Below are 16,795 nucleotides of genomic sequence, written 5' to 3' on the forward strand. Positions count from 1 at the left end.
ATTATTTAATTGTTGAATGGCAGGGGAAAAAATTGCAAAACGATGTTGTCCGGACCGGGATTTAGGGGATTAAGGGATAGGCAGGATTTCTTTTTTATGTGACGCAATATTTTGCATATCCTATCATGTGAAAGAGGACACGGGATGCTTAAAAATGCGAAAATCCTGTAATCTGATTAATCGGTTTAATCCCGGTTCAGAAAAATTCTGTTTACACCCACTTGCTTAAAAATGCGCCAAAGGCTTCTTTATACTGATCGCCAACGGTTATGTTCACCTTTCCAATTTGGAGGGCATTACGGGTGATTGAGTTAATTTTATCTAACGATACGATGAAGGAGCGGTGCACCCGCATAAAGCGTTTTGCCGGTAGTTTTTCTTCCAGCGCTTTTAAGCTGGTGAGCGAAAGCAGGGGCTTTTCTATATCCTGCAGATATACTTTTACATAATCTTTTAAACCCTCAATGTATAATATATCTTTAAGCGCTATGCGCACCAGTTGATATTCAATCTTTAAAAACAGGTAATCGTCTTCAATACGGTGTTCCGCTGCCGCCGCGGGTGCAGGTGTAACTTTGGTTGATCGCTGTAATAATTCAACATACGTTAGCGCTTTATTTGCCGCGTGCAAAAACTCTTCATAATTAAAGGGTTTAAGCAGGTAATCTAATGCATCAACCTTGTATCCCTCCAACGCAAACTGATTATACGCCGTGGTGAAAATAATGCGGGGTTTGTTGGCGCCGCGACTATCCAACACACGCGCCAGCTCAATGCCGTTTAAATTGGGCATTTGTATATCAAGGAAAATAAGATCAACCTTTTGATCCTGTAAGCCAACCAGCGCCTCAACCGCGCTGCTGTACCTGCCCGTAAGTTTTAAAAAAGGTGTTTGCTCAATAAAGGCACAAACCAGGCCAAGGGCCAGCGGCTCGTCATCAACGGCTATGCAATTTAATATCATGACAAGTTGAGGGTTAGGTGAACTTTATAAGTATTAGCAGTAGTATCCTCCTTAAGATCCAGCGTGTATTTACCGGCATAAAGCAAATCAAGCCTGCGGATGGTATTGGTAAGGCCAATGCCCTTGTTTTCTTCCAGGTTGGCATTATTGTCTTTATAGATGCTGTTCTCTACACGTAATTCCAGCTTTTCGGCATGCTGTTCCACGCTGATGAGTATACTGCTGGGCAATGTGGCGCTGATGCCGTGCTTAAAAGCATTTTCAACAAACGGTAAAAATATCATGGGGGCAACAGTCATGTCATTTACCGTAGCGGGCGAATTGAAGGTTACCGTTACCTTATCTGTAAGCCTTAGCTCCATAAGGTTGATATAATCTTTTATAAAGGCTATTTCCTGGCTCAGCAAAGCAGTGCCGTGCTGGGTATCGTACAATACGTACCGCATCATGCGCGAAAGCTGGTGTATTGCCTTGCGGGATGTTTCGGCATTAATATGTGTTAAGGCATAAATGTTGTTCAGTGTATTGAAAAAGAAATGCGGGTTGATCTGCGCTTTCAGGAACGATAACTCCGAACTGATCTTGTCCTGCTCCAAAGCTTCGCGCAGCCTGATATCGCTTTGCCATTTTTGTATGGCTGTTATGCTGGTACTTATGCCCAACACCAGTGCCATTATAAAGATAATTGCATAGTCAAAAATGCGATTTTTATCGCCATGCCTTGGTTGCCCATGTTTGTGAATAGCAGTATCCATCAATTGGTGCATATTGAGCGAACGATCAAAAAAGTTGTTCAATACAAGTACCGTTGCAATAAGGACAATTACAAACACAAAGTACATTCCTGTGCGATTTTTTAATAAGTATGCAGGTACAAGTACAATAGAGTTGACATAAAATGAAGCTACCAGCATAATAATGATCAAGGCCTGCTTTATCCAGAATTGGTAGGGCAACACAATATCCCATGTAAGCGGCTGGTACAAAAACAACGAGAAACCCAGTACCACCCAGGTTAATATATGGATAAGGATAGTAATAGTATTACTTTTTGATTTAAGACTCATTTAGCAGGTTAATTACTGGCTGTAGCCGATAAATTTAATTAATTATTATACAAAGGACGAATAGACAACGGAACAAAGAATTTTTAGATAAAAGAAGGGGATTTACAAAATTAGGCAGGCAAAAGATACATCACATTTTTGAACACCGGGTTATCAAGCACGTTCAATCGTGTTTTATCCTTTGGCCAATTTTCAAAATTCCGTTGCCTGATAGTCCCTTTTTCAAAAATCCCTTCAATATTACAAATCAATATGAATGCAATGCAATCATAATCGCCGAAGAGACAAAATTTACCGATAGATGGATGGAATTTCCCGTTGAAACTGATTGCAGAGCATCCATTACTTAAATACAGGGCTTTATAGGGGAAAAAGCATGCTTTTGTCTACGTTTATATAGCCCCCGTCTATTCTGTTTTTTATAACGCTGCTGATGCTATTGTTTTGTGGCTGTTCAATAAGCCCATACAATGAAATTTATCTGCCTTTTAATAGCCTCATCACTAATAAGCCTTAGCACCTTTGCCCAAACGGGCAGGCAGGTTACCGGCATTGTAAAAGACTCAACCGGCGTAACCCTGGCTGGTACTACTGTTAAGCTTTTAACGGCAACTGACAGCAGTATGGTAATAACCGATAATAAAGGCGGATTTACATTTAACAATGTAAAAGTTAACCAGTTTAGCCTGGTTTTAAACTCCATTGGCTACCAGCCATTAAAGCGCCGGTTTATTTTAGATAAGGCCAATACGCCGGCGGTGCTTAATCCCGTCATCTTAAAAAATGATACCTACATGCTTAACACGGTAACTATTGCCGATGTAAACCCGGTAAAATTAAAAGAGGATACCGTGGAGTTTAATGCAAGCGCATACAAGGTGCGCGATAACGCCCCCGTTGAAGATGTAATAAAGAAATTGCCGGGTGTGGATGTGGATAAAGACGGCAACATCACCGCTCAGGGTAAAAGCGTAACCAAGGTAAGGGTGAACGGCAAAGACTTTTTTGGGGGCGATGTAAAATCGGCTACTAAGAATTTGCCCGCAGATATTGTACAAAACATACAGCTTATTGATGATTACGGCGACCAGGCAAATTTAACAGGAGTGAAAAGCGGTGAACCCGAAAAGATATTGAACATTACCATTAAGCAAAGTAAAAATTACGGATATTTTGGGCAGGCCAGCTTAGGCGGGGGCAGGGATGCCATACCGGGTATAGCAAACAGTAAGGAGGGAGACCGCTTTGTGGCATCGGCCAATGTATTTAGTTTTAGTGGCGACAGGCAGCTTGCATTTTTGGGCAATTTAAATAACACCAATACCAACCTGTTCAGCTTTGGTGGGGGTGGGCCAAGGGGCGGCGGTCCGGGTGGCCCGCCGGGAGGGAACAGCAGTAATGCTAACGGCATAACAACCGCCCGCTCATTCGGATTTAATTATCGTGATAGCTGGGGTAAAAAAGTTACCGCCTATGGTAGTTATAGTTTCGCCAACAACTCGGTATTTACAATAAGCAATACTATTCAAAACAACATATCGGCAACAAACCTAAGCACCAATACCAATAACAATACCCAAACCGACGAAAAGCTTAACCATAGGTTTAACTTCAATATTGAGTATAAGCCAGATACGGTTAATTACATCAAAATTACACCATCATTTGCCTATGCAAGGGTAAATACCACACAATTAGGCAGCAGCCTTTTGGTTAATAATTCCGAAACGGTATCAAACTATAACTTTAATACCATGAGTAACCAAAGCGAGCCCAATTATGGAGCAAACGTTTTATTTAACCATCGTTTTAGCAAGCGTGGCCGTAATTTTAGCATTAATGTAGGGGCGGGGTCATATCGTATTGATAAATTTCAAAACCCGGTTTATACTTATATTGATGGAGCGGCAAACGCGCCTTTAAACCAGTTTATTAACACCAACAGCCGTACTGATAGTGTGGGTACCAGTGTTTCGTTTTTGGAGCCGGTAAGTAAAAAAGGATACCTTGAACTTACCTATGCCTATCATTATGCCTATACCACTGCCGATAAATTGACAGATACCCTTAACGTTGATGGCATAACCAGAAACCAATACGATTTATTGAGTAACAATTATACATCTACTTTTATTACCAATCGCTTTGGCTTAAACTTTCGCTATATCGATAAAAAATACAACTACACTTTGGGAGTAGTAGCTCAGCCTACTATATTGCGCGGCCGGTCATTAATGAGTGCGGCAAGCGAGCCAACAGATAGCCATACCTTTAATTTTGCACCCAATGCCAGGTTTATTTACAACTTTTCGCGCAATCAATCATTAAGCTTCAACTATAATGGCAGCAGCAGTCAGCCAACCTATACCGAGTTGCAGCCAGTTACTGATTTCAGCAACGCGTCATATCCGGTTGAGGGTAATCCCGATTTGAAACCCGAGTTTAATAACAACCTATCCATAAAGTATAACAAGTTCAACTTCGAGACTGGAAATGTGTTTTTTAGCAATTTATCGTTTACTGCTACCGATAATAAAATTGTAGCCAATAGCATCACTTATCCCAAAAACTATGCGCCAAACAGTAAACTGGCAGGTAGTATTTTAACCCAATATTTAAATGCCGATGGCTATTACTCGGCACAGGGGTTTTATGTGTTTGCCAAACCCTGGGAAAAAAGAAAATATAATTTATTCTTTATAGGCAACATTGCTTACAACAATAACATCTCTTATATCAGTAATGTTGATTCGGCAAGTTATTTAATGACAACACAAAAAAATATAGCTAAAAACCTGGTACTATCCCAAGGGGTAAAGTTTCGTGTAAGTATTGAAAATGTTATCGATGCGGAAGCCAGTACTACTTATAGTGTAAACAAATCAAATAATTCGCTTACGCTGGCTAATATTAACAATAATTTCAGTTCGTTAAACCTGGGCATCAATGGTAAAAACTATTTTTGGAAAGACTGGACCCTTAGTTACGATTATTCAAAAGTATTGTATTACGGTTACAAGGGAGCAACCAACCCTAATATATTGAATACCTATGTTGAACGCCGCTTTTTAAAGGGGAATATGGGTACTATTCGTTTATCGGCTATGGATGTGTTTAACCAAAATACAGGTTATACCAGTACCCAGAGCGGTAGTTACGCAACGCAAACAAGCAGCAACAGATTAGGAAGATACTATTTGTTAAGCTTTACGCTTAAGTTACAGAAATTTGCTGGCAAAAAACCAAGTATGGGTGGCCCGGGTGGTGGTCCTCCTCCGGGCGGTGGTGGGCCAGGCGGTCCTCCTCCGTTTTAATGTAGCGGAATTTTTAATAGATATTTAAAACCTTGCCATCCCTGAGAAAGATGGAGAGAAAAGATCAAACATGAGGTTGTGATCTGGATTTAGTTGATGTTATTGGTTTAAGCAATAACTGGGCGTCCCGGGGGTGAGATACCGGGACGCTTTATTTTTTAAAACTGATAATTGATGCCTGCCTTTATACTGGTGGCATCTATTGAATAACTACGACTATTGGTAATTGACGCCGGTGTAGTGTACGATGCCCATATATCTATCTTTTTATTTAGTACTATGCCTAACTTAATTGGAAAGTTAAACCAGTTTTTAGCCAGAGAAAGATAGTTTTCATCTGTTTTGTCAAGTTTGGGATTATAAAGCGAATTGCCGGAGTCCTTAGCGATGTTGATAGCTAATCCACCGTCAACATAAAATTTAAAGGCATTTGTATTGTAGATATTGTATATAACCTGTGGCGTTAAAATAATAATGAACTGGTTAATTTTGTATTCAGCTTTGTAAGCAGGGTCATTAATATACCTGTCAACAATGCTTTTATAAGTAGCCCCTGTAGCCTGTATTTCGCCCCTTACCACCAGTTTGCCAACATTGGGGTTAGGAGTTACATTAACACCTAATGATAGCGTAGGGAAAACCGAGGTGTGATCCTGTACATTAAAAAATGAAAAAGTTCCGCTGTGTTTAAACGATGTGGAGTTGACACCTACGCCGGCAAAAAGTTTCCAGGAGGTTTTTCCTCCATAGTTTTTTTTATCCGCCGTCATTTTGTTTATTTTTTGCGAAATACTTTTGAGGTCTGTAGAACTATAGGTTGCGCTCTCAATTTCACGTTTCAAACGTTCTGACGAGGGATTATATTTAGTTGCCATGTCATACAGCTGAGGTATAAAAATATTTTCGCTGCGCGTTTGAACTCCGTGATCTGGTAAAAAATATATCCTGTAAACCAGTTCGGTAATATTATCCGGTTTGTTTTCAGTTATAAAAAACCTCGTTTTTATAGCGTCGACGTATGAATACAGGGTTACATTAGCGCCTTTCTGCTCTATTTTTAAAAATACGATATCCTGTTTTGTGGTTGAATCTTTACCATTTGAAAGTTTTGCAGTGTTGGTTTCATCTATACTAATTGGTCCCGCATATCGCTGATAGCTTACCGAATTAAGTAATTCAAAAAAACGAATATTATCAACCGTATAATTTTTAACGCCTGCCGAATTTTTAAACTCTATAGTGCGCGGGTTACCAAACCATTCTTTTTGGTTGATCTCGCCTTTTAAAGTGTCGCCTTTAATGGTAACTACGTATGCAGGTTTGTAATTGCTTTGTGCAAGCGTAAAAAGTGGCGACAGCAAGGCCGCCGATAATAGTTTGAAAAAAAGTTTCATGTGAGAAGGTTTAGTTGATTAGGCTATTTTTAATTAAATATATAATTAATGCCTATTTGCACAGCGCTTACTTGTACGTAGTCGTTATTGTATCTGGTGAAGATGGCATTAGGAATGTAAGCCGCTGAGATATCAAACTTTTTGCTGATAACGGCGCCAATATTTAAGGGGAATGAGAACCATCTGGATTGTACAATAATTCCGTCAACTTCCTTAGTTATGTTTCCATTTTTAAAAATATACTTATTGCCGCTATAGTTTGATATATTGAATGATGTGCCGGCAGCCCCATAAAGTTTAAAGCTATCGGTGTTATAAAAGTTGTACAAGATTTGGGGAATTATAGAAATGTTGTTTTGTGTTAATGGAAAGGTTCGCGTACCTCCATCGCTGTACGCCTTGGTTCCTTTATATTTATTAGCGGTGTAAGCCAGTTGCGCTCTGAAAACCAGTTTGCCTGTGTTGGGGTTTGCCAATACGTTTGCCCCAATTGCAATCCTCGGAAAAAAGGATGTTGGTGTTGAGCTACCGTCGTTTGATTTAAAATCGTCAAAGGCAAAATTTGAACTCATTGTACTTATGTTTAATCCTGCTGATGCAAATAAGAAAGTTCCCTGTTTTTTGCCGGTTGTTGATTCATCATCTTTTTTATCGTTGTGGTTAATTAATCGTGCGGTTTCAACCAGGTCGGTAAAATTATAATCCGTTCTTTCTATGCGTGTTTTTAATGCATCATTACCATTATATTTTTCTGATAAGGTAAATAATTGTTGCATATAACCATTTTCGTTTACGGTTTTGCCATCGTTTTTATAAACGCGGTAAACCAGTTCAACCGGCAGTCCATCCTTTCCTTCAGCAACAAAATAATGGTTCTTCAAATTGTCGGCGTATTCAAATAAAGTAATATTGGCCCCCTTTTGAATGATCTTTAAAAACACCGAGTCGGTTTTTGTATCTGTATTTCTGCCGTTTGAGAGGCTGGAGATATTGGTGGGGTCAGTATTTAATAACCCAATATATCTCTGGTAGGTTTCTAAATTTGTGGCTTTAAAAAAAGTAATATCATTTGTGCCAAAGTCCCTGCTTTCCTTGTTGTCCCGGGATATTTTGAAACTGATTTTTTTAGGATTTACGTTCCATTCTTTAATATTTATGAAACCCTGCAGTGTATCGCCTTTGGTAGTAACAACAAAACCAGGTCTGTAATTGCTTTGTGCAAGCGTAGAAAGTGGCGTAATTAATGCTGACAGCAGCAGCAATTTGAAAAAGTAGTTCATTTAAAGAGAGATAAGGTTTAATTGGGCAGCAAGGTATCAAATATATTATTTGATATCAAAAAAAGATGATAAGCCCTTTTTTAAGCGGGTGAATTGTAATGTAATCAGCTTTTTTTACAAATATTAATTACATTTACCCTATCAATTGTAAATTAAGCTGAATGAAACCTCTGCTGCTAAAAGTTTCTTCGGGCCCGGCACATTCATTTAGTGTTAGGTACGATGTATTACCCGATATTAATAACCGCTGGCATTGCCATCCGGAATTGGAACTTATTTATTTAAAAAAGGGAAATGGTACACAGTTTATAGGCGATAGCATTAAGCAATTTAAGGCCGGCGATATGGTTTTAGTAGGCTCAAACCTGCCGCATTACTGGCGCTTTGATGATACTTACTTTAACCAGGATGAAGGTGCAGGGGTTGAAGTTTTTGTAGTGCATTTTTGCGAAAATTTCTGGGGCGAACAGTTTTTACAATTGCCAGAAAATAAGCTGATAAAGGTATTGCTGGAAAAATCGAAAAGGGGGTTGCAAATAATGGGGGGAACCAAGGAGCGGGTATCCAACCAAATGGCAGCTATGTTAAGCACAGATGGAGCGGAGCGAATTATTATGCTGCTAAAGGCATTAAATGCTATTGCTACCAGCTTACCTTCAAACTACCTGGCATCCATCGGTTTTAAATATGATCATAACGATTCTGAGAACGATCGTTTGAACAATATTTATGAATACTCGATGCAGAACTTCAGGAAAAAGATTTACCTGGATGAGATAGCCGAAATAGCGGGCGTAAGCTCAAATTCTTTTTGCCGGTATTTTAAATCGAAAACCCGTAAAACATTTTCGCAATTTATTATTGAAATTAAAGTAGGCCATGCCTGTAAATTGCTTATAGAAGATAAGCTGAACATTAAACAGTTATGTTACGATAGCGGGTTTAACAATTTTTCAACCTTCCACAAACATTTTAAGCTGGTAACCGGCAAAAGCCCGCTGATGTATCAGAAGGAGTTTACCAAAAATCCGTAGGGGAATACTTTGTTTTTTGGCATGCTAAGCGGAGTGAAGCATCTATTCACCGCTATACGTATTTGACTTATGCAGTTCACGAATAGGTCGTTCGTGCCTACCTGTGACAAGTTTGTGAATCCAGACTTACGAAGTTTTTAAAACTTCGTAAGTCTTTCGCCGCTTATCATTTCCACCCTTTAGAGTTTCCCGAATTTTATCAACTCAGAATGACAAAGCTTTTAACACGTCATTTCCCTCTTCTGTGTGCCCCGGATTTTATCTTTTAAGATAACGATGCCAAGCCATCACCAAAGGAGAGGGTTGCATGAGGCTGTATGCCAAAAAAGCTGAATGTTTTGACCATTTTCTGCTAATTATTTAACTGCAAACTTTATTTCTTTGTATTACCAATGTAATGCTTCTAAAATTATGGGTCACAGATATTGTTTAACGCTTGATTTGGTTGACGATGACAGCCTGATTGCCGAATATGAAAAATACCACGAAGCCATCTGGCCCGAAATTCATAAAAGCATCACCGATTACGGTATCACTAACATGGAAATTTATCGTTTTGACGTACGATTGTTCATGATCATGGAAACAGATGACAGTTTTAGCTTTGAAAAAAAGGCTGCTGCCGATGCTGCTAACGCTAAAGTGCAGGAATGGGAAGCCCTGATGTGGAAGTACCAACAACCTGTAAAAGGCGCCCTCAAAGGCGAAAAATGGGTTTTAATGGATAAAATATTCGCGCTGTAAATTATTGCCAATTACAAAACTAAACATACACATCTCATGCTTAAAAAACTTCAATTATTAGCGATGCTGGTGCTTATAACCGCATCGTCGGTTTCGGCCCAAAAAATGATAGGTAATGAAACCGACGCCCAAAAAGATAAACGTATGGAGTGGTGGAAAGACAGCCGCTTTGGTATGTTTATTCACTGGGGCTTATATTCTGGAGCTGCGAGGCATGAATGGGTAAAGCATAACGAGAAAATTGATAATGCAGGCTATCAAAAATATTTCGACCAGTTTAATCCTGATTATTTTGATCCGCAGAAATGGGCTCGCCAGGCTAAAGCTGCTGGTATGAAATACGCGGTACTTACCACAAAACATCATGAAGGTTTTTGCCTTTTCGATTCAAAATACACAGATTATAAAGCGCCAAATACCAAAGCCAAACGCGATCTGGTGCGCGAGTATGTAAATGCCTTCAGAGGGCAGGGGCTAAAAGTTGGTTTTTATTATTCTTTGTTAGACTGGCACCATCCTGATTATACCATTGATGAAATTCACCCGCAATCGCCTGCTGATAAAAGTGATGCTTCCTATGCTAAGTTGAACAAGAATAGGGATATGGCCAAATACAGGCAATATATGCGCAACCAGATCACCGAGCTACTTACAAACTATGGAAAGATTGATATTCTTTGGCTGGATTTTTCTTTCCCCCGTAAAGATGGACATGGCAAGGGTAAAGACGAATGGGGTTCTGTTGAATTGTTAAAACTCATCAGGAAATTACAGCCGGGTATTATTGTAGATAACCGCCTTAACCTGGAAGAATATAAAGATGGTGCCGATTTTGAAACACCAGAGCAGGTAAGTACTGCCGAATTGGCTAAATATCGTGGCAAAACCTGGGAAACCTGCCAAACATTTTCTGGCTCATGGGGATATTACCGTGATGAAGATACCTGGAAAACACATCGCCAACTGCTTGATCTGTTAATTACTTCGGTAAGCAATGGCGGTAACCTGATCCTGAATGTTGGTCCTACAGCACGCGGCGAATTTGATTACAGGGCTACCAGTGCACTGGACAGCCTGAGCCACTGGATGCATGCCAATGATAAATCAATTTATAATTGTACCTACGCTCCCGATACCTATAAAATACCCGAAGGTACCAAGCTTACCTATAACAAGGCAACCAAGCATTTATATGTGCAGTTGTTTGATTATCCAAAAGGTAAACTAATTTTGCCCGGCTACAACGGAAAAGTGAAGTATGCACAGTTTTTAAATGATCACTCCGAGTTGTTATATAAAACATCGGGTGCGGATGATCTGGAAGTTACTCTTCCGGCTAAAAAGCCAAATTATGAAATACCGGTTATTGAATTAACCCTCAATGACTAACATAAGAATATAGACAAAGGAATTTGATATAATGTCGCAAAAAAAAACATATTTAAGGATCCACCCACATGATAATGTGCTGGTAGCCCTGCAAAATCTGGAGCAGGGAACCGAGATAAATTTTGGGGGATCAATTTTTCCGCTCGTTGATCGTGTAGCGGCCAAGCATAAGTTTGCTATAAATGAATTAGTGCAGGGTGCCGAAATATATATGTATGGTGTATTGGTTGGCAAAGCAACCAGTACCATACCAAAAGGTGGCGTACTAACCACTGCAAATGTACATCATGCTTCTGATAGCTATCGTTTAGGCGAACGCAAATTGAACTGGCATCAGCCAGATACAAGTAATTTTGAAGGCAAAAGCTTTATGGGCTACCATCGTACAGATGGTTCTGTTGGTACGGCCAATTACTGGATAGTAGTACCGCTTGTGTTTTGCGAAAATCGTAACATCCAGGTATTAAAAGAAGCACTGGTTGATAAGCTGGGCTACAAGAAAGCCAAAAGCTACGAAGGCGATGTTGAGCAGTTGATGGAGCTTTACCAGGCCGGAAAATCAGTTGAAGAAATATTGAACGCCGATATTCAGGCAAGCATCGATAAACCAAACTCTAAACGGTTATTTAAAAATATCGACGGGATAAAATTTTTAAATCACAGTATGGGCTGTGGTGGTACCAAGGATGATTCTGATGCGCTATGCGGATTAATAGCCGGCTATATAACCCATCCAAATGTTGCGGGCGCTACTGTGTTGAGTTTGGGTTGCCAACATGCGCAGGTGAGCATATTGCAGGCCGAGATCGCTAAACGCGATCCTGCTTTCAATAAGCCGTTGGTAGTGCTGGAACAGCAAAAAGTAGGTACCGAAAGCGAATTATTACAGCAAGCCCTTAAGCAAACATTTGCCGGGCTTGTACAGGCAAACCAAACCCAACGCCAGCCTGCATCACTTTCAAAATTATGTATTGGTCTGGAGTGCGGCGGCTCTGATGGTTTTTCGGGTATTTCGGCAAATCCTGCTTTGGGCTATGTGTCAGATATGTTGGTGACGATGGGTGGTTCGGTAATTTTAGCCGAGTTTCCGGAGTTGTGTGGCGTGGAGCAGGAACTGAGCGATCGTTGTGCCGATGAGGAAACGGCCAATCGTTTTATGCACTTAATGACCACGTATAACGCGCGTGCAGAGGCTGATGGATCGGGCTTTTATGCCAATCCTTCGCCCGGTAATGTTCGGGATGGGTTGATCACTGATGCCATAAAATCTGCCGGAGCTGCCAAAAAAGGCGGCACATCACCGGTAACCGCAGTATTAGATTATCCCGAAAAGGTAACTAAACCCGGGTTGAACCTGTTATGTACTCCCGGCAGTGATGTGGAAAGTACCACAGCCGAAGTGGGTTCTGGTGCCAACATCGTACTATTTACCACAGGTTTGGGTACCCCAACAGGCAACCCGATTACCCCGGTGATTAAGCTTTCAACCAATACGGTGATGTTTGAGCGGATGCCTGATATTATCGATATCAACTGCGGTACTATCATCGAGGGTGATGAAACCATTCAGCAGGCAGGCGAGCGGATTTTGGATTATGTTATCCAGGTTGCCAGCGGTGAAGCAGAGCCGAAATCAGTAAAGCTTGGTCAGGATGATTTTATACCATGGAAGCGTGGAGTGTCATTATAGGTTGCAGTATTAAAAAAAAATTGTCAATTTAACAGCATCGAAATATCAATTTGCCAATAAGTAACGTTTGCTAATAGGTTATTCGTTTGCCGCGATGACAAATAAAAATAGAAATTAATAAAACTCTTTGTAATCCTGCACAACAAAGGGACGGCAAAGTTTTAATAACATCATTTAAAATATGTTTAAACTAACCAATAAATCTGTAGTAATAACTGGCGGCGGCAGCGGAATAGGCAAGGCCATGTCGATACTTTTTGCGCAGCAGGGCGCTACCGTACACATCATCGAATTAAATGATAAAGCAGCAGCCGATACAGTAACTGAAATTGAAGCTGCCAGCGGTAAAGCCAATGGCTATGCCTGCGATGTAAGCAGCCAGGAGCAGGTTTTAAATGTTTTTGCACAGATAGGTGCTATTGATATTTTAATAAACAATGCGGGGATAGCGCATATAGGTCGTGCGGATACTACCAGTACTGCCGACTTTGAGAAAGTGTTCAACGTAAATGTAAAAGGGGCATATAATTGCCTTTACGCGGTAATCCCGATGTTGAAAGCAAACGGTGGTGGAGTAATACTAAATACGGCATCTATCGCGGCCAGCGTTGGTATCACCGATAGGTTTGCGTACTCGATGAGCAAGGGTGCCATACATGCTATGACGTTATCTGTGGCACGCGATTACCTGCATGATAACATCAGGTGCAATTGCATTTCGCCGGCGCGTATCCATACCCCTTTTGTGGATGGATTTATCGCTAAGAATTATGCAGGTCAGGAGGCAGAGATTTTTGAGAAACTGTCAAAAAGCCAGCCCATTGGCAGAATGGGGAAATCAGAAGAAGTAGCCGCGTTGGCTTTATATTTATGTTCAGACGAAGCCGGATTTATTACCGGGACAGATTACCCAATCGATGGCGGATTTATAACCTTGAATAATTAAAACCAAAACATATAACAATTAAATATGAAGCTTATCCGATTTGGAGAAAACGGCAAAGAAAAAACAGGAGTTATCCTTGATAATAAAAAATACGACACTTCGGCTTTTGGCGAAGATTATACGGAGCAGTTTTTTGAAACGGACGGCCTTGCCCGTTTAGCAACTTTTATAAAAGATGCCACACTGCCCCTGGTTGCAGATGATGTACGTTTAGGCAGCCCAATTGCCCGCCCATCAAAAATTATCTGCATCGGCTTAAATTATGCCGATCATGCACATGAAACCAATGCACCACTACCACCAGAGCCGGTAATTTTCATGAAGGCTACCACAGCGATAGTTGGTCCGTTTGATAATATTGTTATTCCTAAAAATTCTGTAAAAACAGATTGGGAAGTTGAGCTGGCTGTAGTTATTGGTAAAAAAGCATCTTATGTAGATGAAGCCGACGCAATGGATTACGTTGCCGGTTATGTATTGCATAATGATGTATCTGAACGCGAATTTCAGTTAGAGCGTAACGGTACCTGGGATAAAGGAAAGGGTTGCGATACTTTTGCGCCGCTCGGCCCGTTCTTAGCTACAACTGATGAGATAGAAGATCCACATAACCTGCATTTGTGGTTAAAAGTTAATGGTGAAATTATGCAGTATGGCACCACTTCAAACTTTATATTTAATTTACCACAAGTAATATCATATACCAGCCAGTTTATGACCTTGTTGCCTGGCGATATTATTTCAACAGGTACACCTGCTGGTGTTGGCTTGGGTATGAAGCCACCTGTTTATCTTAAACCAGGCGATGTGGTTGAGCTTGGTATTGATGGTCTTGGTGAATCAAAACAAAAAGTTATAGCGTATGACTAAAATAGATGCTCATCAGCATTTTTGGCTATTTGATCCGGTTAGGGACAACTGGATCAATGATGAAATGCTTGCGATTAAGCAGGATTTTTTGCCTGCCCAGCTGTTACCCGTTTTACAGCAAAATGGAATGGATGGTTGCGTAGCTATTCAGGCCAATCAAACAGATGATGAAACCATGTTTTTGTTAGATCTGGCTGATGAACATTCTTTTATAAAAGGTGTAGTAGGATGGGTTGATCTGAAAGCTGATAATCTTGAAGAAAAGCTACAGGAGTACAGAATGTACAATCAGCTTAAGGGTTTCAGGCATATTTTACAATCGGAGCCAGATAAGCAATATATGCTGCAGCCTGCTTTTCAAAAAGGTATTGCCGCGCTGCAAAGGCATGGTTATACCTATGATATCCTGATATACCCAGAGCATTTGCCTTATGCAACTGAATTGGTTGGTGGCTTCCCCGATCAGAAATTTGTGGTTGACCATATGGCCAAGCCGCAAATCAAAACCCAGGAAATTAAAAACTGGCAAACTGATATAGAATCATTGGCAAAACATCAAAACGTATTTTGCAAAATTTCGGGCTTGTTAACTGAGGCCGACTGGGCAAAATGGAAAATTGCAGATTTTACCGCATACCTTGATGTGGTGTTTAATGCTTTTGGCGCAAACCGCATCATGTTCGGTTCAGACTGGCCGGTTTGCCTGTTGGCCGGAGCCTACAAAAGTTCATTAGATGTTTTGCACTCATTTATTGCAAAACTATCAGCCATTGAGCAGGAATTATTTTTTGGAGGTAACGCTATTTCGTTTTATAACTTATAGTCGTTTCAGATGGATAATATTGTTCTCATTTTGAGAGTGTAAAACTTACGGGGTGTCAAAACTTCGTAAGTTTTTTTCTTTGTAACTTTTTCCCGTTTCTTCGTTTCTGCATCTGTAAAAGAAGAGGATACAACACCAAACCTGCTTGTTTTTTTCGTCAAATTTAGAAACAAGTTCGGGGCAATCTACCGCATAAAAGCAGCGCTTCTAAAATCTTCTTTTATTTTGCCATTAAATTGTAACAATCTGTTAACTATCGGCGTTAATAAATTGTTGGCACATATTTAGCTATATAATCATTACGATTTGCTGCTAAAATTTTAAACCTATAAGTATTTTTACTTTAACTAACGTTTTAGATGTGCTATCTCAAAAATTTATTTTAAACGTTATGTATATTATCTTATTTCAAATTGCCGCCCTGCTTGCCGTAATCATTTTACCCATATTTATTATTCGTGCTAGAACACGCAGGAAAACCAAAAATGTAGTAAAGTACAAGATTGATACTGATACTACGTACGCCCGCTATGCTATTAATGAAAATGGTTTTCTTGAAGAAATAAACGAAGGGAAACTGTCTAAACACAGAAATTAGTATGTGTACAGCACATTATGTAAAGACGATTGTCCAAATTTAAGGACAATCGTCTTTTTGTATCTATACAACTTTAGGTAGTTAAAATAATAAAATAGTAATAAGCACCTTAATGCGTTAAAACTGAATATTTCATTGTCGAAATTAATATCAACTACAAAGCAATAATTTAAAAGGTGTGCTCATCAGCACTTGGGCCATAGCTGCCCGGTATGGGTATATTTAACAAGCGCAAATACACACCTAACTGCGCCCTGTGGTGCACAATTTGCGAATAGCTCATCCTGATCATTTCACCTTTTGTAGATTTATTCAATATTTGGTCACCATTACGGAGTGTCCATGTTTTGGAAAATTCCTTTTCGTCTGCTTTCTCTAAACTGGCTTTGCCTTGAGCGAGTGTTTTTTCAAAAAACTTTAACAGATCTGGTGTATTTTCTATCGGCTCAGGTATGTATGGGTTGCTGGCAAAATCAAGTTCGTCGGTTGTAAGTGCAATAGTTACCCAACCCGGTAATTCGGCAATATGTGCGGCAAGGCGCTGTATAGTCATGCTTTTTTCATGAGGTTGCCACTGAAATTTTTCGGTTGGTACGCGCTCAAGCATTTTCCTGGTAGTTTGAGCTTCCTGCTCCATTTCTTTTAATAACATTGGGATGATTGACATAGCTTTATTGTTTTG

The 16,795-nt window shown here is 40.0% G+C and carries 13 protein-coding genes; 8 read left to right on the plus strand and 5 right to left on the minus strand.

Annotation, left to right across the window (positions count from 1 at the left end; translation table 11 throughout):
• Positions 1-211 precede the first annotated feature (211 nt).
• Both AC1DYB_RS28070 and AC1DYB_RS28075 read right to left on the minus strand, forming a co-directional pair.
• Complete coding sequence (locus AC1DYB_RS28070) at positions 212-964, minus strand: LytR/AlgR family response regulator transcription factor (RefSeq protein ID WP_477439929.1); 753 nt, start codon at positions 962-964, stop codon at positions 212-214.
• Positions 961-2,031, minus strand: a complete 1,071-nt coding sequence (locus tag AC1DYB_RS28075) for a sensor histidine kinase (protein WP_477439931.1) — start codon at positions 2,029-2,031, stop codon at positions 961-963. Before AC1DYB_RS28075 ends, AC1DYB_RS28070 begins: the two co-directional genes overlap by 4 nt.
• 470 nt (positions 2,032-2,501) lie before the next feature.
• On the opposite strand from AC1DYB_RS28075, the gene AC1DYB_RS28080 reads away from it, so the two are divergent.
• Positions 2,502-5,345, plus strand: a complete 2,844-nt coding sequence (locus AC1DYB_RS28080; protein ID WP_477439933.1) for a TonB-dependent receptor — start codon at positions 2,502-2,504, stop codon at positions 5,343-5,345.
• Positions 5,346-5,503: 158 nt separating this feature from the next.
• On the opposite strand, the gene AC1DYB_RS28085 is transcribed toward AC1DYB_RS28080, so the two are convergent.
• On the minus strand, positions 5,504-6,739 hold the full coding sequence (locus tag AC1DYB_RS28085; RefSeq protein WP_477439935.1) for a hypothetical protein: 1,236 nt from the start codon (positions 6,737-6,739) through the stop codon (positions 5,504-5,506).
• Between the two features lie 29 nt (positions 6,740-6,768).
• Positions 6,769-8,019 (minus strand): hypothetical protein, encoded by a 1,251-nt coding sequence (locus AC1DYB_RS28090; RefSeq protein WP_477439937.1) that lies wholly within the window; start codon positions 8,017-8,019, stop codon positions 6,769-6,771.
• Between the two features lie 161 nt (positions 8,020-8,180).
• Between AC1DYB_RS28090 and AC1DYB_RS28095 the strand changes: the two genes are divergently transcribed.
• The 7 genes from AC1DYB_RS28095 to AC1DYB_RS28125 all read left to right on the plus strand — a co-directional run bounded on the left by AC1DYB_RS28095 (position 8,181) and on the right by AC1DYB_RS28125 (position 15,515).
• Complete coding sequence (locus tag AC1DYB_RS28095) at positions 8,181-9,053, plus strand: AraC family transcriptional regulator (protein WP_295719603.1); 873 nt, start codon at positions 8,181-8,183, stop codon at positions 9,051-9,053.
• A gap of 411 nt (positions 9,054-9,464) precedes the next feature.
• Entirely contained in the window at positions 9,465-9,797 is a 333-nt protein-coding gene (locus AC1DYB_RS28100; RefSeq protein ID WP_295719601.1) for an L-rhamnose mutarotase, read from the plus strand.
• Between the two features lie 36 nt (positions 9,798-9,833).
• Positions 9,834-11,186 carry an alpha-L-fucosidase gene (locus tag AC1DYB_RS28105; protein ID WP_477439940.1) on the plus strand — a complete coding sequence of 451 codons (1,353 nt, stop codon included), beginning with the start codon at positions 9,834-9,836 and terminating at the stop codon, positions 11,184-11,186.
• 31 nt (positions 11,187-11,217) lie between these two features.
• Positions 11,218-12,876 (plus strand): UxaA family hydrolase, encoded by a 1,659-nt coding sequence (locus AC1DYB_RS28110; protein WP_477439942.1) that lies wholly within the window; start codon positions 11,218-11,220, stop codon positions 12,874-12,876.
• A gap of 181 nt (positions 12,877-13,057) precedes the next feature.
• On the plus strand, positions 13,058-13,822 hold the full coding sequence (locus tag AC1DYB_RS28115) for an SDR family NAD(P)-dependent oxidoreductase (RefSeq protein ID WP_477439944.1): 765 nt from the start codon (positions 13,058-13,060) through the stop codon (positions 13,820-13,822).
• 24 nt (positions 13,823-13,846) lie between these two features.
• Positions 13,847-14,692 carry a fumarylacetoacetate hydrolase family protein gene (locus AC1DYB_RS28120; protein ID WP_477395620.1) on the plus strand — a complete coding sequence of 282 codons (846 nt, stop codon included), beginning with the start codon at positions 13,847-13,849 and terminating at the stop codon, positions 14,690-14,692.
• Positions 14,685-15,515: an amidohydrolase family protein gene (locus AC1DYB_RS28125; protein ID WP_477439946.1), complete on the plus strand. Its 831-nt coding sequence runs from the start codon at positions 14,685-14,687 to the stop codon at positions 15,513-15,515. The genes AC1DYB_RS28120 and AC1DYB_RS28125 overlap by 8 nt, the downstream gene beginning before the upstream one ends.
• Positions 15,516-16,282: 767 nt before the next feature.
• Here the strand turns inward: AC1DYB_RS28125 and AC1DYB_RS28130 are convergent.
• Positions 16,283-16,780 (minus strand): DinB family protein, encoded by a 498-nt coding sequence (locus AC1DYB_RS28130; RefSeq protein WP_477439948.1) that lies wholly within the window; start codon positions 16,778-16,780, stop codon positions 16,283-16,285.
• Positions 16,781-16,795: the final 15 nt, after the last annotated feature.

Source organism: Mucilaginibacter sp. P2_A4 (assembly GCF_056405015.1).